At 29.6% G+C, this 19,209-nt stretch carries 17 protein-coding genes; 14 read left to right on the top strand and 3 right to left on the bottom strand.

Features of this window, described 5'->3' with window-relative positions:
- The first annotated feature begins 8 nt into the window (after window positions 1-8).
- From queA to GKG00_RS03280, 14 genes are all read left to right on the top strand, one after another.
- A complete protein-coding gene (gene queA, locus GKG00_RS03340) occupies window positions 9-1,046 on the top strand; it encodes a tRNA preQ1(34) S-adenosylmethionine ribosyltransferase-isomerase QueA (RefSeq protein WP_154254256.1) in 1,038 nt (345 codons plus the stop codon).
- Window positions 1,039-2,178 (top strand): tRNA guanosine(34) transglycosylase Tgt, encoded by a 1,140-nt coding sequence (tgt, locus tag GKG00_RS03335; protein ID WP_094208640.1) that lies wholly within the window; start codon window positions 1,039-1,041, stop codon window positions 2,176-2,178. Before queA ends, tgt begins: the two co-directional genes overlap by 8 nt.
- 24 nt (window positions 2,179-2,202) lie before the next feature.
- On the top strand, window positions 2,203-2,511 hold the full coding sequence (gene yajC / locus GKG00_RS03330) for a preprotein translocase subunit YajC (RefSeq protein ID WP_102164619.1): 309 nt from the start codon (window positions 2,203-2,205) through the stop codon (window positions 2,509-2,511).
- 66 nt (window positions 2,512-2,577) lie between these two features.
- Window positions 2,578-4,320 carry a single-stranded-DNA-specific exonuclease RecJ gene (recJ, locus tag GKG00_RS03325; protein ID WP_154254254.1) on the top strand — a complete coding sequence of 581 codons (1,743 nt, stop codon included), beginning with the start codon at window positions 2,578-2,580 and terminating at the stop codon, window positions 4,318-4,320.
- A gap of 64 nt (window positions 4,321-4,384) precedes the next feature.
- Window positions 4,385-6,556: a bifunctional (p)ppGpp synthetase/guanosine-3',5'-bis(diphosphate) 3'-pyrophosphohydrolase gene (locus GKG00_RS03320; RefSeq protein WP_154254252.1), complete on the top strand. Its 2,172-nt coding sequence runs from the start codon at window positions 4,385-4,387 to the stop codon at window positions 6,554-6,556.
- Window positions 6,556-7,002, top strand: a complete 447-nt coding sequence (gene dtd, locus GKG00_RS03315; RefSeq protein WP_154254250.1) for a D-aminoacyl-tRNA deacylase — start codon at window positions 6,556-6,558, stop codon at window positions 7,000-7,002. The genes GKG00_RS03320 and dtd overlap by 1 nt, the downstream gene beginning before the upstream one ends.
- The gene (locus GKG00_RS03310; protein WP_094224732.1) at window positions 7,002-7,610 is read left to right on the top strand and encodes an MBL fold metallo-hydrolase; all 609 of its coding nucleotides are present in this window, start codon (window positions 7,002-7,004) and stop codon (window positions 7,608-7,610) included. The genes dtd and GKG00_RS03310 overlap by 1 nt, the downstream gene beginning before the upstream one ends.
- Before the next feature lie 14 nt (window positions 7,611-7,624).
- Complete coding sequence (locus tag GKG00_RS03305; RefSeq protein ID WP_154254248.1) at window positions 7,625-10,243, top strand: valine--tRNA ligase; 2,619 nt, start codon at window positions 7,625-7,627, stop codon at window positions 10,241-10,243.
- Window positions 10,243-10,413, top strand: coding sequence for a cation:proton antiporter (locus GKG00_RS08870; protein ID WP_110057924.1), 171 nt, complete (start codon window positions 10,243-10,245; stop codon window positions 10,411-10,413). Before GKG00_RS03305 ends, GKG00_RS08870 begins: the two co-directional genes overlap by 1 nt.
- The gene (hpt, locus tag GKG00_RS03300; RefSeq protein ID WP_002836478.1) at window positions 10,388-10,909 is read left to right on the top strand and encodes a hypoxanthine phosphoribosyltransferase; all 522 of its coding nucleotides are present in this window, start codon (window positions 10,388-10,390) and stop codon (window positions 10,907-10,909) included. Before GKG00_RS08870 ends, hpt begins: the two co-directional genes overlap by 26 nt.
- Window positions 10,902-11,618, top strand: a complete 717-nt coding sequence (locus tag GKG00_RS03295) for a class I SAM-dependent methyltransferase (RefSeq protein WP_154254247.1) — start codon at window positions 10,902-10,904, stop codon at window positions 11,616-11,618. Before hpt ends, GKG00_RS03295 begins: the two co-directional genes overlap by 8 nt.
- An 87-nt stretch (window positions 11,619-11,705) precedes the next feature.
- Window positions 11,706-11,909 (top strand): cold-shock protein, encoded by a 204-nt coding sequence (locus GKG00_RS03290; RefSeq protein WP_002836476.1) that lies wholly within the window; start codon window positions 11,706-11,708, stop codon window positions 11,907-11,909.
- A 52-nt stretch (window positions 11,910-11,961) separates the two neighbouring features.
- The gene (hslO, locus tag GKG00_RS03285) at window positions 11,962-12,840 is read left to right on the top strand and encodes an Hsp33 family molecular chaperone HslO (RefSeq protein WP_154254245.1); all 879 of its coding nucleotides are present in this window, start codon (window positions 11,962-11,964) and stop codon (window positions 12,838-12,840) included.
- 13 nt (window positions 12,841-12,853) lie between these two features.
- Window positions 12,854-14,194: an MATE family efflux transporter gene (locus tag GKG00_RS03280; protein WP_110057927.1), complete on the top strand. Its 1,341-nt coding sequence runs from the start codon at window positions 12,854-12,856 to the stop codon at window positions 14,192-14,194.
- A gap of 40 nt (window positions 14,195-14,234) precedes the next feature.
- Here the strand turns inward: GKG00_RS03280 and GKG00_RS03275 are convergent, their stop codons facing one another.
- The 3 genes from GKG00_RS03275 to GKG00_RS03265 form a co-directional block, all read right to left on the bottom strand.
- A complete protein-coding gene (locus GKG00_RS03275; protein ID WP_154254244.1) occupies window positions 14,235-15,464 on the bottom strand; it encodes a peptidoglycan bridge formation glycyltransferase FemA/FemB family protein in 1,230 nt (409 codons plus the stop codon).
- A gap of 111 nt (window positions 15,465-15,575) precedes the next feature.
- The gene (gene ppdK / locus GKG00_RS03270) at window positions 15,576-18,206 is read right to left on the bottom strand and encodes a pyruvate, phosphate dikinase (RefSeq protein WP_110057929.1); all 2,631 of its coding nucleotides are present in this window, start codon (window positions 18,204-18,206) and stop codon (window positions 15,576-15,578) included.
- Between the two features lie 15 nt (window positions 18,207-18,221).
- Window positions 18,222-19,040: a pyruvate, water dikinase regulatory protein gene (locus GKG00_RS03265; RefSeq protein WP_094205708.1), complete on the bottom strand. Its 819-nt coding sequence runs from the start codon at window positions 19,038-19,040 to the stop codon at window positions 18,222-18,224.
- Between the last annotated feature and the right edge of the window lie 169 nt (window positions 19,041-19,209).

Here is a 19,209-nt window from a genome sequence, read left to right as displayed (position 1 = left end):
TTTATAAGATGAATACAGATGATTTTGATTACGAGTTAGATGAAAAATTTATCGCACAAACTCCATTAGATAAAAGAGATGAATCTAAGCTAATGGTTATGGATAGATTTAACGGAAATACAGAAATAAAAAAGTTTTATAATATTATAGATTATTTAAACCCTGGTGATGTTTTAGTATGTAATAACACACGAGTTATTCCCGCTAGACTTTTTGGACACAGACCAGGAAAAGAAGAAAAAATTGAGGTTTTACTTCTACAACAAACAGAAGATAAGTGGGAATGTTTGGTAAAACCTGGAAAGAAAATGAAATTAGATCAAGTAATAGAATTTTCTGATAAAGTAAGCGCAAAAGTCGTAGACATTACAGAAGATGGATCTAGAATTTTAAAATTCGATTATGAAGGAATTTTTGAAGAACGATTAGATGAACTTGGAAATATGCCACTTCCTCCATATATTAAAGAAAAATTGGATGATAAAGAAAGGTACCAAACAGTTTATTCAAAACACAAAGGAAGTGCAGCAGCACCTACGGCAGGTCTTCATTTTACAAATGAACTTTTAGAAAAAATCAAAGAAAAAGGAATTTATGTAGTATTTTTAACATTACATGTGGGACTAGGAACATTTAGACCTGTTAAAGTAGATGATGTTAAAGATCATCATATGCATTCTGAATATTATACTATAAGTCAAGAAGCTGTAGATATTATTAATCGGCAAAAAAGTGAAGGACATAAGATTATAGCGGTAGGGACTACAAGCGTAAGAACTTTAGAAACAGTTACACACAATAATAATTCAAAACTAGTAGCTGAAAGTGGCTGGACAGATATTTTCATCTATCCAGGCTTTGAATTTAATATCGTGGACAGCTTAATCACTAACTTCCATTTACCTAAGTCTACTTTAATGATGTTGGTTAGTGCTTTTTCAAAGAAAGAATACATTTTTGATGCTTATGAAAAAGCAAAGCAAAATGATTTTAGATTTTTTAGCTTTGGGGATGCTATGTTCATAAATGGAGGCAAGAATGTTTAAATTTACACTAGAGAAAAAATCGTCTCAATGCAAAGCAAGAACAGGGACAATAGAAACAAATCATGGTGTTATAAAAACACCTGTGTTTATGCCTGTAGGCACAAGAGCAACAGTTAAAGCAATGAACAATGATGAATTGAAATCTATTGGTTCTCAAATAATTCTATCTAACACATATCATTTATACTTAAAGCCGGGTCAAGAAATTATCAGAAAAGCAGATGGCCTTCATAAATTCATGAATTGGGATAGACCAATTCTAACAGATAGTGGTGGATTTCAAGTTTTTAGTTTAAGTAAGACAAGAAAAATTACTGAGGAAGGAGTTCAGTTTAGAAGTCATATTGACGGATCAAAACATTTTATTTCTCCCGAAAAATCAATGGAAATTCAAAATGATTTGGGATCCGATATAATGATGGCTTTTGATGAATGTGTTCCTTATCCAGCAAGTTATGAATACACAGAAGACTCAATGAAAAGAACACTAAGATGGCTTAAAAGATGTAAAGATTATCATAAAAACACTGATAAGCAAAATCTTTTTGGGATTATTCAAGGTGGTATGTACAAAGATTTAAGAGAATATTCTGCTAAGAATACAATTGATTTTGATTTGCCAGGTTATGCTATAGGTGGATTATCCGTAGGCGAACCTAGAGATTTGATGATTGATTTATTAGATTTTACAACTGATTTTATGCCAGAAAATAAACCAAGATATTTAATGGGTGTTGGGACACCGGATTATTTATTTGAAGCAGTAGAACATGGTGTTGATATGTGTGATTGTGTTCTTCCTACAAGAATTGCTCGTAATGGTACAGCCTTAACTTCTAAAGGTAAATTAGTCGTAAAAAACGCAAAATATAAAGATGATTTTTCTGCACTTGACGATAATTGTGATTGTTATGCTTGCAAAAATCATACTAGAGCATATATCAGACATTTACTAAATGTAGATGAAATCTTAGGGGCTAGATTATTGTCTATTCATAATTTGAGATTTTTAATCAAATTGATGGAAAATATTAGAAAATCTATAGAAGAAGATAGATACTTAGAATTCAAAGATGAATTCTATAGAAATTATGGTTATGATTATCATCAAAAATGTGATAATATTAAATAAGTAAATATTTAAAGGAGGATTATTATGCCAAAAATGTTAGCATCATTATTGCCTTTGATTGCACTTTTTGCTGTAATGTATTTTTTAATGATTCGTCCACAACAAAAACAACAAAAACAATTAATGGATATGAGAAACGCTATAAAAGTTGGAGACGAAGTAATTACAATTGGTGGAGTTAAGGGAACAATAGTTTCTGTAACTGATGATAGTGTCATCTTGGAAACTTCATCACAAAAAACAAGACTTGAATTTGTTAAAAATGCTATTGCATCAAATGTAAAAGCAGCAAAAGTAACAGAAAGCAAAAAAGAAGATAATGAAGAAAAATAGAAATTGATTTATAGCTCAAACTTAAAATTTGAGCTATAAATCCATTTTTTTATTTGGAGAAAATGAATGAATAAATGGTTAATAAACAATAGAGGTAATAATTTTAGCGAAGTATCTCAAAGATATAATATTCATCCATTAATAGCAAAGATTTTATTAAATAGAAATATTACAAATTTTGAAACATTTTTGAATCCTAATGCCGAAAATTCATATCATAATCCTTTTTTAATGAAAGATATGGACAAAGCTGTGGAAATAATTATAAATGCTATTGAAAATGAGCAAAATATAAGAATAGTTGGTGATTACGATCAAGACGGAAATTCATCGACTATGACTTTATTAGATGGTCTTGGATATTTTACAGATAAACTTTCTTATGATATTCCTAATAGAATGATTGATGGATATGGGATTTCTTTTAGCATAATAGACAAATGTATTGAAGATAATATTGATTTAATAATAACATGTGATAATGGTATAAGTGCTATAGAACAATGTAATTATGCCAAACAAAATGGAATAAAAATAATTGTGACTGACCATCACCAAACAATAAAACTTGATGGAAAAGAAATCATTCCAAATGCTGATGCAGTTATTAACCCCCAACAGCTGACTTGCAATTATCCATTTAAAAGTTTATGTGGCGCAGGGGTTGCTTATAAATTAATTCAGGCTATAAATAACAAAAAAGGATACGGTATGTTAGAATGTGAAAATTTGCTCCAATATGTAGCAATGGGAACTGTATGTGATATCGTAGATTTAAAGGACGAAAATAGATATTTTGTGACTAAAGGATTAGAAGAAATCAATAATACAGAGAATTACGGATTAAAATGCTTGATTGATATGACTGGAATTAAAAATGGAGTAAATGTTTACAGTTTAGGATTTATTATTGGTCCATGTATTAACGCCGCCGGAAGATTAGATACTGCAAAATTAGGCGTTGAACTATTTCGTGATGAAAACATGGATAATGTAGAAGCTTACGCTAAAGTTTTAGTTGATCTAAATGAAAAAAGAAAAAAATTAACAGAAGATGGATTTAATAAAGCTGTTGAAATAATTGAAAACACAGGACTGATAAATGATGATATATTGATTTGTAATGTTGAAGGAATTCATGAAAGTGTTTGTGGAATCATAGCTGGAAGAATTAAAGATAAATACAATAAACCAACGTTAATACTAACACAATCAGAAAATCAAGATGTTCTTAAAGGATCAGGAAGAAGTATTTCAGAGTATGATATATTCAAAGAATTTGATGAGTTTAGAGAACTGTTTGTATCATTTGGTGGTCATCCTATGGCGTGTGGATTATCAATTGAAGTAGATAAATTAGATGAGTTTAGAACTAAAGTTAATCAAAGAAGCAGACTTACCAAAGAGGATTTTGTAAAAAAAATCCTTATTGATTCAAGCTTTTATGTAGACAAGATAGATTTTGATTTGATAGAAGAAATCGACCGTCTTCGTCCTTTTGGCAAGGATAATCCTAGACCGATTTTGGGAGATAAAAACTTGGAAATTATTTTTGCAAGGATGATTGGAAAAAATAAGAATGTTTTGAAGTTGAAATTACTCAAAAATAATAAAACAATTGATGCAATTATGTTTTCAGAAGCTATAGAAAAATATAATTATTTATTAGAAAAATTCGGTGAAAATGTAATGATTCAACTTGAAAACAGTATTTCTAGTAATGCAAAAATAGATATAATATATTACCCTGAGATTAATAATTTTAATAATGTGAAGAATATTCAATTAAATTTAATTGATTTAAGATAAGTGTTAACAATAATGCTCATGTTATGGTATAATTATAACAAAATAATTATTAGGAGGTAGCTTTATGCATTATGAACAATCGGATTTACAAAGTTTGATAAAATCTATAAAATCATATAATCCAAATACTGATGTAGATGAGATAACTAGAGCATATGGCTACATGGTTAGAGCTCATGAGGGACAATTTAGAAATTCTGGTGAGCCTTATGCAATTCATCCGATGGCTGTAGCTAAAATTTTGGCTTCTTTGAACATGGATGATGCAACTATTATAGCCGGGCTATTTCACGATGTCGTAGAGGATACAGAAATAACCTACGAAGACCTAGAGTATCTGTTTAGTAAAGAAATAGCTGACCTGGTCGATGGTGTAACAAAATTAAAACAAATTAAATTTAAAACTAAAAAAGACAATCAAGCGGAAAATTTAAAGAAAATGATATTGGCAATGGCCAAAGATATTAGAGTTATAATAATTAAGTTGTCTGACAGGCTTCACAATATGAGAACTTTGGAATACATGACTCGAGAAAAGCAGATTGAAAAAGCCAATGAAGTTTTAGAAATTTATGCACCACTTGCTCACAGACTTGGTATGTCCACTATAAAATGGGAATTAGAAGATTTAAGCTTAAAGTATTTGGAACCAAATATTTATCAAGATATTGTAAATAAAATAAACGAAACTAGACAACAAAGAGAATCCCAAATACAAAATATTATAAGACAATTTCAAGATGAACTTGAAAAATATAATATAAAAGCGGAGATTTTTGGAAGGCCAAAAAGTATTTTTTCAATATATAAAAAAATGTACAAAAAACATTTGGCTTTTGAAGAAATCAAAGATTTATCAGCCATCAGAGTTATAGTCAACAAAGAAAGTGAATGCTATGATGTTTTGGGAATTGCTCATAGATTCTTCAGACCAATTCCTAATACTTTCAAAGATTATATTGCAACTCCAAAACCTAATATGTACCAATCTTTACACACTACAATATTAGCTCATGACGGAAGAACGTATGAGATACAAATAAGAACTTGGGAAATGCATAAAACTTCTGAATATGGTATCGCTGCACATTGGAAGTACAAGGAAGGTACAACTAATAAAAAATCGAAATATGATAGCAAATTAGCATGGCTAAGAGAAATCATGGATTGGCAAAAAGATTATACTGATTCAAAAGAATTCATGGATTTATTCAAAGAAGAATTTGCCAATGATGAAGTTTTTGTTTACTCACCAAAAGGTGATGTAATGGATTTGCCATCTGGTTCAACACCGATTGATTTTGCGTACAAAGTTCACTCTGCAGTAGGAAACAAATGTGTTGGTGCAAAAGTAGACGGAAAGATTGTACCATTAACTTACAAATTAAAAACAGGAAATGTTGTTGAAATTCTTACAAATCCAAATTCAGGTCCTTCAAAAGACTGGCTAAAAATTGTAAAATCATCTCAAGCTAAAACAAAAATTAAACAGTGGTTTAAAAAAGAACAAAGAACTGAGAATATTGTTTCTGGAAGAGATATGCTTGAAAAAGAAGTTGCAAAAATGGGCTATAGTTTCAATGAATTACTAAAAAGAGAATGGCTTGAAGAAATTGCAAGTAAATTAAGCTTTTCATCTATTGATGATTTGTACGCTGCTATTGGTTACGGATCTACAAGGGTTACGCAAGTTATTCCTAAGCTAAAGGAATACCACAAAGACTATTACGAAACAGACCAAGTTGTAAATAAACCAAATCATGTCGATTTTGTTAATGAAGAGCCAAAAGAAAGTGGAGTAGTCATTGATGGAATTGATAATGTAGAAATAAAACTTGCTAAATGTTGTAACCCAATTCCTGGTGACGAAATAGTTGGCTACATTACTAGAGGTAGAGGAATTAGTGTTCACAGAAGAGATTGTTCCAATGTAAAATCAGTCAATGACAAAGATAGATTAATCACAGTTAGATGGGGCAATAATTTAATCAATCATAATTATCAAGTTGAACTTCAAATAATATCTTTTAGTAATGTCGGTTATCTTGCTGATATAACTAAAGTTATAAGTGAGTGCAAATTAAACATTAAAACATTTAACACTAGAACAAATAAAGATAAAACAGTAACGATTAATATAATATTAGAAATTAGTTCTAGTTCTCAGATCGATACAGTAATTGCTAGAATTAAAAATATTAAAGGAACTATAGACGTTTTTAGGGTGAATTCATAATGAAATTATTAGTTCAAAGAGTTAATAAAGCAAAAGTTGAAATAGATGGTACAACAAAAAGTGAAATTAAAGATGGTTTTTTAGTACTATTAGGAATTCATATGGAAGATAATGAACAGGATATTGATTATTGCATCAGAAAACTTGTTAATTTAAGAATATTTTCTGATGAAGAAGATAAGCTTAATCTTTCAATTAAAGATTTAAATTATGAAATTTTACTTGTCTCTCAGTTTACATTGTATGCAAGTACTAGAAAAGGGAATAGACCATCATTTGATAAATGTGCCAAAGGAGAATTTGCTAGAGATTTATACGAAAAGTTTATTGAAAAGTTAAAAAAAGAAAATGTACCTTTTCAAACTGGGGAATTTGGAGCTGATATGAAGGTATCACTTACAAATGATGGACCAGTTACGATAATTATAGATAGTAGGAGTGAATAATGACATTAGACAAAATAGTTACTACAAAATATGGAGAAAACATGTACATTTTATCGGAAGATAATAAATGTTTTGTTGTGGATCCAGGTGCACAATCTGATGATATTTGTGAATATATCAAAAATCGTAATTTAGAAATACAATTTATATTGATTACACATGGTCATTTTGATCATATATTTGCAGCTGAAGAATTAAAAAATAAGCTAAATACAGTTATTTACGCTCCAGAAAAAGAAAAAGATTTACTCGAAGATCCTGAAAAAAATTATACAAGAAAAGTTGGAAATCCAATTACTTTAAAAGCAGATTATTATGTAAAAGAAGGAGATACAATTGAGTTTAATGATTCTAAAATATCAGTTTTAGAAACTCCAGGTCATACTTATGGCTCTAGTTGCTATATTTACAAGGATGTAATGTTTTCAGGAGATATGTTGTTCAAGAATTCAATAGGTAGATATGATTTGCCAACTGCAAGTTTTGAAGACATTAAAAATAGTGTTGAAAAGCTAAAACTTTTAAATAATGATATAAAAGTTTATCCTGGACACGGACCAGAAACTAATATTGGTGACGAAAAGAAATACAATCCATATTTTAAATAAAATTTAGGAGAATTATGAAAAATTTAGAAAAAAATTACAATCCAAAAGATTTTGAAGATAAGATATATAAAATTTGGGAAAATGAAGGTTACTTCAAAGGCGTTATTGATAATGATAAAAAACCATTTACAATTGTAATGCCACCACCAAATGTAACAGGTAATTTACACCTTGGACATGCGTTAAATAACACTATTCAAGATATATTGATTAGAAAAAATAGAATGGATGGATATAGTGCTCTTTGGGTTCCAGGAACAGACCATGCTAGTATTGCAACTGAAGCAAAAGTTGTAAGTAAATTAAAAGAAGAAGGAAAATCCAAAGAATCTTTAGGTAGAGATAGATTTTTGGAAGCATCTTGGGACTGGACACGTGAATACGGTGGAAATATCAAAAATCAATTAAAAAAATTAGGAGTATCTTGTGATTGGAGTAGAGAAGCTTTTACTCTTGATGACAATTTAACAGAAGCAGTAGAAGAAGTATTCATAAAAATGTACAATGATGATTTGATTTACCAAGGTGACAGAATTGTAAATTGGTGTCCAAATTGTCATACTGCAATAAGCGACATAGAAGTTGTCCACGAAGATGAATCGGGACATTTTTGGAATATTCGATATAAATTCAAGGATTCTGATGATTATATTGTAATAGCTACTACTAGACCAGAAACATTGTTGGGTGATTTGGCAGTCGCTGTAAATCCAGATGATGAAAGATATACTGACATTGTTGGAAAAACTTTGATATTACCATTAGTTAATAGAGAAATTAAAGTTATTGCTGATAGCTATGTGGATATGGAATTTGGAACTGGAATTGTTAAGATTACTCCTTCACATGATCCTAATGACTTTGAAGTAGGTGCAAGACATGAGCTAGGTCAATGTGTTGTAATTGATGAGGATGCAAAGATTGTTGAAGGATATGGTAAATATTCTGGATTAGATAGATATGAAGCAAGAAAATTAATTATCGAAGATTTGGAAAAAATCGGACAACTAGATTCAGTAAAAGAACATGAACATGCTGTAGGTCATTGTGAAAGATGTCATACTACTGTTGAGCCATTAATCAGTAAACAATGGTTTGTTAAGATGGATAAGTTAGCAAAATTAGCTTTAGACGCTTATAAAAATGAAGAAATTAGATTTATTCCAAAAAGATTCGAAAAAGTTTATGTAAATTGGTTAGAAAACATTAGAGATTGGTGTATTTCTCGCCAATTATGGTGGGGACATAGACTTCCTGTTTATTACCATAATGAAACAGGTGAAGTTGTAGTTGCAAGAAAAAATCCAGACCCTGAAAAATATACTCAAGATCCAGACACTTTGGATACATGGTTCTCATCTGCGTTATGGCCATTTTCAACATTAGGTTGGCCAAACGAAACAGAAGATTTGAAATATTTCTTCCCTACAAATGTGTTAGTTACTGGATACGATATTATTTTCTTCTGGGTAATTAGAATGGTATTCTCTTCACTTTATAATTTGGGGGAAGTTCCTTTCAAAGATGTTTACTTGACAGGATTAGTTAAAGACTCTCAAGGAAGAAAAATGTCAAAATCTTTGGGAAATGGTATTGATCCTATAGAAGTTATAGATCAATATGGAGCAGATGCGTTAAGATTTGCGTTAATCACTGGTAATACCCCTGGAAATGATTCAAGATTCTACATGGAAAAAGTAGAAGCGAATAGAAATTTCTGCAATAAATTATGGAACGCATCCAGATTTGTTTTCATGAATGTAGAAGATGATGTTAAAAACATCGATGATGTCGAATTACAAATTGAAGACAAGTGGATTATATCAAGCTTAAATGATGTCATTGATGAAGTATCTACTAATTTAAATAAATATGAAATTGGTATAGCAGCTGAAAAAATATATGATTTTACTTGGAATGTATTCTGTGATTGGTACATTGAACTAGTTAAACCAAGACTTTATGGAGATGATTCTATTTTAAAAGAATCTGCAATCTCAGTTTTGATTTATACGTTGACTAATGTAATAAAATTATTACATCCATTTATGCCATATATCACAGAAGAAATATATAGCTATCTTCCTAATAAAAATGATATGTTGATTAACGAAACATGGCCAAAATATTCTGAAACAAAATCATATAAAAACGAAGAACAAATTATTGACAAGTTAGTTGAATCTGTAATTAGTATTAGAAATTCAAGACAAGAAATGAATATTGCGCCTAAAAAACAATCTGATATATATATATTGACATCTGATAAGAGCTTAGAGGAAGATTTTAAACAACTAGAGTCACTATTTAGATCAAGCGTTTCTATAAACGAATATAAGGTTAACGAAGATATATCAGAAGATAATAATATTGTAATTGTTAAAGATTCTTATAAAATCATTATTCCATTGAATGATTTAATTGATTATTCTAAAGAATTAGAAAGACTAGAAAAAGAATTAAATACAGCTAAATCAGAATTAAAGAGAGCGGAATCAAAACTTAACAATGAAGGATTCTTAAAAGGGGCTCCTGAAGCTCTTGTAGAGAAAGAAAAAGAAAAAGTCGAAAAATATTCACATTTAATTGACGATATTAATAATTCTATTAGTTCTATTAAGGAAAATATGTAATGAAATTCAAAATCATATTTGGTTTTGTTTTGATTATGGTGTTGGTCAGCGTACAATATACTTTAAATAAAATTTTAGTATTATTAGAGAAGATTGAAAAAAAGATAGATGAGAATGTAAATAGTTCAAATACAGGGGTGAATAATGAAAGAAGAAATATTATTAAGTGAACAACAAATTAAAGAAAAAGTTAAAGAATTAGGTGCTCAAATTACCAAAGATTACAAAGATAAGAATTTATGTGTAGTATCTCTTCTTAGAGGAAGTTTTATGTTCATGTCTGATTTGGTTAGACAAATAGATATGCCAATTTGTATTGATTTTATGACTACATCTTCTTATGAAGACGCTGAAAAATCAACAGGTAAAGTAAAAATCCTTACTGATGTAAGAGAAAATTTAGAAAACTATGATGTGTTAATAGTTGATGACATTATTGATTCTGGAAATACAATCGTAAATACTTTGGAATATATTAAACAAAAAAATCCAAAAAGTGTAAAAACATGTGTATTGCTAGATAAACCAAGCAGAAGACAAGTTGAATATAACGCTGATTACGTTGGTTTTGAAATTGATGATGTTTTTATAGTTGGTTATGGTTTGAACTATAAATCATCATATCGAAATATACCTTACATTTTCATTTGGAATCAAGATGTATAAAGAATTTGCGTATATTTATGATAAATTAACTTTTGATATTGATTATGAAGAGTATTCTGAAGTTATCAAAAAAGAATTAAAAAAATTAGACATAAAACCAGAATCTATTCTTGAGTTAGGAATCGGTAGTGGAAATATGACAAAATACTTCTATAACTCTTCAATTAATTATACTGGAGTGGATCTTAGTAAAGAAATGTTGAAAATTTGTGCAGATAAATTTTCTAATATCAATATTATTAATGGGGATTTATGTCAATTAGAGCTAACAAAAAATTATGATTTTATTTTTTCTACTTTAGATACAATAAACTATATACTAGACTCAGAAAAACTACAGAATTTGTTCTCAAATATTAATGAAAATTGTACAGGAGTGTTTATGTTTGATGTAAACACTCCTTATAAGCTAATAGAAGTAATGGGTAACAATCACTTTGTGTATGAATATGAGGATATTTTTTATACTTGGGTTAATCAATATTACGAAGAAGATAATTTGATAGATTTTTATATTGACTTTTTTGTGAAAAATCAGGATAATTCTTATCAAAGGATTAGGGAAACTCAAACAGAAAAAGTTTATAGTTTGGATGCACTAAGATTTATGTTGTACAACAGTGGATTTAATACTGTTAAAATAATAGATTTTGATACAGGTAAAACTCTTAATAATTGTACCCAACGTGCATTATTTATATGTTATTAGGTAACGATAATTATTTCGTTGTATATTTTTATTGTGTATGTTATATTAATATAGTAAATGAAAACTACGTTAAATATTGGAGGAAATATGACAAAAGGGACTGTAAAATGGTTTAATGCTACAAAAGGCTTCGGATTTATCTCAACAGAAGATCATGGAGATGTGTTTGTGCATTATACTGCATTGGAAGATAACGGCGAATATAGAAAACTAGAAGAAAATCAAGAAGTTGAATTTGATATCGCCGATGGACCTAGAGGTCTTCAAGCTTGTAATGTAAAAAAATTATAATAAAATATTATTAATATGCCCCTTTTTAGGGGGTTTTTTATTTGGAGGTTATATGATAAATAAATTATATATTGCTACCGATTCTACAGAATCATTTAGATTTATAATTGTAGATTCTACGGAGTTAGTACACTCAGTAAGAGATATTCATAATACATCAGCAACAGCATCCGCTGCGTTGGGAAGATTAAGTACTATGGCGTCAATTATGAGTCACGAATTAAAAAATGACAAACACAATATTACATTAAATTTACAAGGAAACGGACCAGGTGGAATGTTAATTTCTACAGTTAACGGTAGAGGAGAGGTAAAGAGTTATGTAAGTCATCCAGAAGTTGATTTACCACCAAAATCTAATAAAAAATTGGATGTTGGTAATTTTGTAGGAAATGATGGTCTACTTACTGTTATAAAAGATTTTAAATTAAAGGAACCTTATATAGGTCAAACTAGTTTAGTTAGTGGTGAAATAGCTGAAGATTTTAGTAATTACTTCTATCAATCTGATCAAAGACCAACAGTTGTGGCTTTAGGTGTCTTGGTAGATACTGATTTATCGATAAAAAGCGCTGGAGGATTATTTATTCAAGCATTGCCAGGATATGATGAATCATTAATTGATAAATTGGAAAAAGATATTAATAATTTCCCACCAATTTCTTCTCTATTTGTAAATCATGAAAATCCTTTTGACGTTTTAAATCAATTTTTTGCAGACTTTGATTTAAAATTATTGGGGGAAAAAGAAGTAAAATATTTATGTGATTGCAATAGAGATAGAGTTGAAAGATCTTTGATTTCATTGGGAAAAGAAACGTTAAATGAATTGATTGAAGAGGATGGAAAGGCTGAATTGGTATGTGATTTTTGCCATGAAAAATACAATTTTACTAAAGAAGACTTGATAAAATTAAGAGATAATATATAAAGGATGGTGTTAATTGAAAACTAGAAATCTTACTGAAGGTAATATTTATAAGGAATTAATAAGCTTATCATTACCAATTATGGCAACATCTTTTATACAGATGAGTTATAATCTGATGGACTTATTTTGGTTGGGAAGATTGTCTATAGAATCAGTAGCTGCGGCTGGAACTGTAGGGTTTTTTGGATGGTTGAGTTATGCGATATGTATGATGTTAAGCGTAGGTGCACAAATATCTGTAGCAGATTGCATTGGTAAAAAGGATATGGATTCTGTACAAAAATACATATCTAATGCGATAAAATTTGCATTAATAGTTGGATTTGTATTTATTTTATTAATGATTTTATTTAAAGTACAAATAATACATTTCTTTAATCTGGATGAATCGGTCACAAAACTAGCATTTGAGTATTACGGATTTTTTGTAGCTTCAATATTTTTTAACTTCATAAATCCAGTTCTAACAGGAATATTAAATGGACAAGGGGAAAGTAAAATTCCTTTTATAATAAACACAATTGCTTTAGGAATTAATATAGTGTTAGACCCTATTTTGATATTTGGATTTGGTTTTATAAACCCAATGGGAATAAAAGGGGCCGCCCTTGCCACTTTTATCGCTCAAATGTCAGCATGTATTATGTTTATGATAGTTAGATTTGAATATTTCAAATACTTGAAAGAAAAAATGCATTTAATTTATGCAAAGAGACTTTTTAATTTAGGATTTCCTATAGCCCTCCAAGAATGCCTTTTTGCGACGTTTTCTATAATAATGGCTGCTATTATAGCTCATTGGGGAAAAGAAGCTATAGCTGCACAAAAAATAGGCAATCAAATAGAATCTATTACATGGTTAACTGTAGGTGGATTCAGTGTTGCATTATCTACCTTTATTGCTCAAAATAATGGAGCGAAAAACTATTCCAGAGTAATGGAAGGATACAAAAAAGGTATGAAGATATGTGTTGGTATAGGAATATTCACAACTATATTCTTATTCACTTTTGCTCCTCAATTATTTAAGCTATTTATTCCAGATGATCCTGATACTTTAAATATTGGGGTAGTGTATTTAAGAATATTATCAATTTCTGAAATATTTATGTGTGTAGAAATAGCTACTACTGGATTTTTGAATGGAATTTCATTAACTAAGTATCCTTCTATAAACGGAATTATATTTAATTTCATCAGAATTCCATTGTCCCTTCTGGTTATGTATAATAACTTGAGAATTGAATGGATATGGGTAATTATATCTTCACTTGTTATATGTAAGGGAATTAGCTTGTTTATTGTATTTTACAGAAAAGTTTACAAAAATAAATTAAAATATTTATTGGATTAAAAAACTAGGATTGATTATTATATCAATCCTAGTTTTTATATTATCTGTGTTTTAGCGCAAATTCAAATAATTTATTTATAAATTTATTAAATACTATATCGAACTCTCCAATTGTAGCTAACATTTCAGTGCCAAATCTTTTCTTAAATTCATATAATCCAGCTTCATGGTCTTCTACATTATCTTCCGGAGTATAACCTGATACTCCACCGAAATCATAAGATGTGCATCCTTTTTCTATAGCTCTTTTCATCATAGTCCATTGCATTAAATAATTTGGACTTAAATCTCTGAAATCATTTGAAGATGCTCCGTAAAGATAGTATGATTTTTTTCCACAAAATGTTAATAATGCTCCTGATAATACAATTTCCTCAACATCATTTTCGATGTATCCATTCATTTGCTCGATTAAATCTTTACATCTTTTTCTTCTATTATCTAATACATCTAGTTCTTTTAAGAAATTATTCTTTTTTTCTTCCGTTATATCTTTTTCCAATTTATTTTTAGTTTTTAGCTCTTGTTTATCTATTTGATCTAATTCATCTTCATTTGATTTTTTTACACTTGATGGAATAAGCTTAGTTAGGTATAATTCACAATCATCATCTGGATTTAAAACATCATATAAATTCTCGAAATATTCATGACTTCTGTGATTGAATTCATCTCTTTTAGCTGTAATTTCCATTAATTTTGAAAACTTAGATAATTCATTCTTGTCGCATCTTTTACATACAAGTCCATTTTTTAAAGATTTTTTTACAACACTTTTAGTTCTAGATTGAAAAGAATTCAAGACTTCTTTTTCAGATTTATCTATATCAGTTATCATATAATATCTAGGTTGATTATATTCTAACCCTTTTTTTAAACCATGATGGTAACATCCAAGTTCTTTTAAGTAGTCAATTAATCCATCAATTTCCACAGAAACTTGAGGGTCAAATTTCAAAGAAAAAACTTTGTTTTGTTTGCAAAAATCCTTTAAAATTTGGATAGTCGATTTTAAATCATCTTTATTTTCATAGTCAATCACAGGTCCTTTTGGAGCATAAGCAAAATAATAGGGAAGAACCGGTAGTTTTCTCAATAAAATTAAACATGCACCAACAAGTTTGCCATCTTTTTTAATTCCAATATTTTTTCCAATCCATCCTTTTTTTACAAATTGCCATTTATATATTTGATTTAATTCTCCATATTTATGGTTTTTAACAAAATTATCATGTTCTTCACTACTAAGTGTAATCATTTCGTAAGCCATTTTATCACTTCCTTAACTTCATACATTATACCACAAATTGTTTCTATAATAAGTTATTAGAAATCAAAAAAAAGATAGAGTAAACATGTTTACTCTATCTAATTAACCTAATTATTTTAATTTTTCTCTTGCTGCTGCTTGAGCTGCTGCTAATCTTGCGATTGGAACTCTGTATGGGGAACAAGATACATAATCTAATCCAATTCTGTGACAGAATTCAACACTTTCAGGATCTCCACCATGTTCACCGCAAATACCTACGTGCAAATCAGGATTTGAAGATTTACCTCTTTCAATAGCAATTTTGATTAGCTGACCAACACCTTCTTGGTCTAATCTTTCAAAAGGACTTCTTGAATAGATTTTATTTTCTTTATATTCTGATAAGAATTTACCAGCATCATCTCTCGAGAAACCAAAAGACATTTGAGTTAAGTCATTTGTACCAAAACTGAAGAAATCAGCTTCTTCGGCAATTTCATCAGCCATTAAACATGCTCTTGGGATTTCAATCATAGTACCAATTTCATAATCTAATTTTTGATTTTTTTCTTCAAATACTTGATTGATTTCTTCAATTATTTGATCCTTAACGTATTTTAATTCTCTCTTTTCTCCAACAAGCGGAATCATAATTTGAGGAACTATTTCATGTGAAGTTTCTTCTTTAACTTTTAGAGCAGCACTAATAATTGCTCTTGCTTGCATTCTATAAATTTCTGGATAAGTTACAGCTAGTCTACAACCTCTGTGTCCAAGCATTGGGTTTACTTCGTGAAGTTCTAAAATAATATCATTTACTTCATCAAAAGTTAAATCCATTTCTTTCGCTAATTCTTCAATATCATGTTTTTCTTTTGGTAAGAATTCATGAAGTGGTGGATCTAAAAGTCTAATAGTAACTGACAAATCTCCCATTTCTTTGTATATATTATAGAAGTCATCTTCTTGGAAAGGTCTTAATTTATCAAGAGCTTTTTGTCTTCTTTCGGTAGTGTTTGAGAGAATCATTTGTCTAACGATTGGAATTCTTTCTTCGTTGAAGAACATGTGCTCAGTTCTTGTTAATCCTATACCTTCAGCACCAAATTCTTTTGCTTGATGTGCATCTTTAGGAGTATCAGCATTTGTTTTTACGCCTAATCTTTTAATTTCATCAACCCATTGCATAAATTGTGCAAAGTTACCAGTAAGTTGTGGACTTACTTTAGAAATTTCTCCTTTATAAACATATCCAGTACTACCATCTAATGAAATCAAATCTCCTTCTTTGATTTCGATATTTTTACCTCTTATTATTTTGTTCTCTTCGTCTACTCTTATTTCACTAGCACCTGCTACACAACATGCACCCATTCCACGAGCAACTACTGCAGCGTGAGATGTCATACCTCCTCTTGCAGTTAATATACCTTCGGCTTTAATCATTCCTTCGATATCTTCAGGAGATGTTTCTTGACGAACTAATATTGATTTAATGCCCTTAGATGCAGCTGTTTTACAATCTTCAGCACTAAAATAAACGTGACCACTAGCGGCTCCAGGTGAAGCAGCTAAACCTTTTGTAATAACTTCAGCATTTTCTAATTCTTTTTGATCAAAAGTAGGGTGTAGGAGTTGATTTAAACTATTTGGTTCTATTCTTAAGATAGCTTCTTCTTTTGAAATTAAACCTTCATTTACTTGATCTACTGCAACGTTTAATGCACTGATAGCAGTTCTTTTTCCGTTTCTAGTTTGAAGTAAATATAATTTAGAATTTTCAATTGTGAATTCCAGATCTTGCATATCTCTATAGTGTTCTTCCAATCTTTTAGTTATAGAATGGAATTGTTCATATACTTCAGGCATAACGTCTTGTAATTGACTGATTGGTTGAGGAGTTCTTATACCAGCAACAACATCTTCACCTTGTGCATTCATTAAGAATTCACCAAATAATTTATTTTCACCAGTTGCAGGGTTTCTTGAGAATGCAACACCTGTTCCAGATGTATTTCCCATGTTACCGAATACCATTGATTGAATGTTTACTGCAGTACCTAATTTATCATCGATGCCGTTTAATTGTCTATAAATTTTGGCTCTAGGATTATTCCAAGATCTAAAAACTGCTTCTATTGCATATCTCAATTGATCGATAGGGTCTTGTGGAAAATCTTCGCCCATTTCTTCTTTGTAGATTTGTTTGAATTTTTCAACAATTTTCTTTAAATCTTCGCTATCAAGATCTGTATCATCTGTAACGTTTTTTTCTTCTTTTATTTTATCTAATTCGTTTTCAAATAATACTTTAGGAATTTCTCTTGCAACATCTGAAAACATTTGAATAAATCTTCTATAAGAATCATAAGCGAATCTTTCGTTATTTGTTGATTTGGCTAAACCGATAACAGATTTATCATTTAAACCTAGGTTTAAGATTGTGTCCATCATACCTGGCATAGATATTACAGCGCCAGAACGAACAGAAAACAGTAGAGGATTTTCTTCATCGGAAAATTTCTTGTTTAATTCTTTTTCTGTTTCTTCAATATGAGATTTGATTTCTTCAAATAATCCATCCCATAATTTTTCGTCTTCTTGATAAAATTTGTTACAAGCTTCAGTAGTAATAGTAAATCCTGTTGGAACAGGTATATCCATATTAGTCATTTCGGCTAAGTTGGCACCTTTTCCACCAAGAAGGCTTCGCATGTCTTTATTACCTTCTTTAAAACTGTAAACATATTTTTCTGTCATTTAAAAAACTCCTTTTTAATCATTCATTTTTTTTAGATGTCTGATAATAACTTCTGCCGTTTCTTCAATTGCTCTGTCAGAAACGTTTATAATAGGACATCCGATTTTCTTCATTACCTTCTCAGCATAATCTAATTCGTCAAGTATTCTACCCAAATCAGAGTATGTACTTTCAGTTGGCAATCCCATAGATTTTAGTCTTTCTTTTCTGATTTTGTTTAGCTTATCAGGAGAGTTAGTAAGACCGATGACTCTTTTTGGTTCGATTTCAAAAAGTTCCTTTGGGACTGGTGACTCTGGTACAAGTGGAATGTTGCAAACTTTGTAATGCTTATTTGCAAGATACATAGATAATGGTGTTTTCGAAGTTCTAGAAACACCAATAATCGTTATATCAGCTCTAGCGACTCCTCTTGGATCTTTTCCATCATCATATCTTACAGCAAATTCAATTGCATCAATTCTTCTAAAATAATGTTCGTCAAGTTTACGTAATGCACCTGGATTTGTTGCTGGAGATCGTTTGGTTAGCCTTTGGATGGCTACAATTGATGGAGTTAAAATATCTACCGATATGAGATTATTCATATCACAAAATTTCTTTAAACTATCAATTAAACTTTCTTCAACTAAACTATAATATATAATAATATTATCCATTTCTAAGCATTTTTGTAATGTAGAATTAAGATGCTCGATAGATCGGATATGTCCAAATAAGTGAAATTTAGCATTTTCACAAGTAATATCAAATTGAGCTAAAGCGGCTCTTGCTATTTGATCACCTGTGTCCCCGGTAGAATCTGATAAAACTACCAGATTAATATTTTCCATAATTCACCCCTTTAATGTATCATCAATTTAATTATACATCATTTTTTACAATTTTAAAGCAAATCTTTGTTATTTTATTTAAAATTATCACAAATTTAATTAAGTATAGATTATAGAAAAAGTATAATTTAATATAAATGTTTACTAGTGTTGTGTATTTATGATATCA

This window comes from Finegoldia sp. BIOML-A1, from assembly GCF_009678325.1.
GTDB lineage: Bacteria > Bacillota > Clostridia > Tissierellales > Peptoniphilaceae > Finegoldia > Finegoldia magna.
Note: the sequence above shows the minus strand (reverse complement) of the source record. Positions and strands in the feature narration are given on the sequence as shown.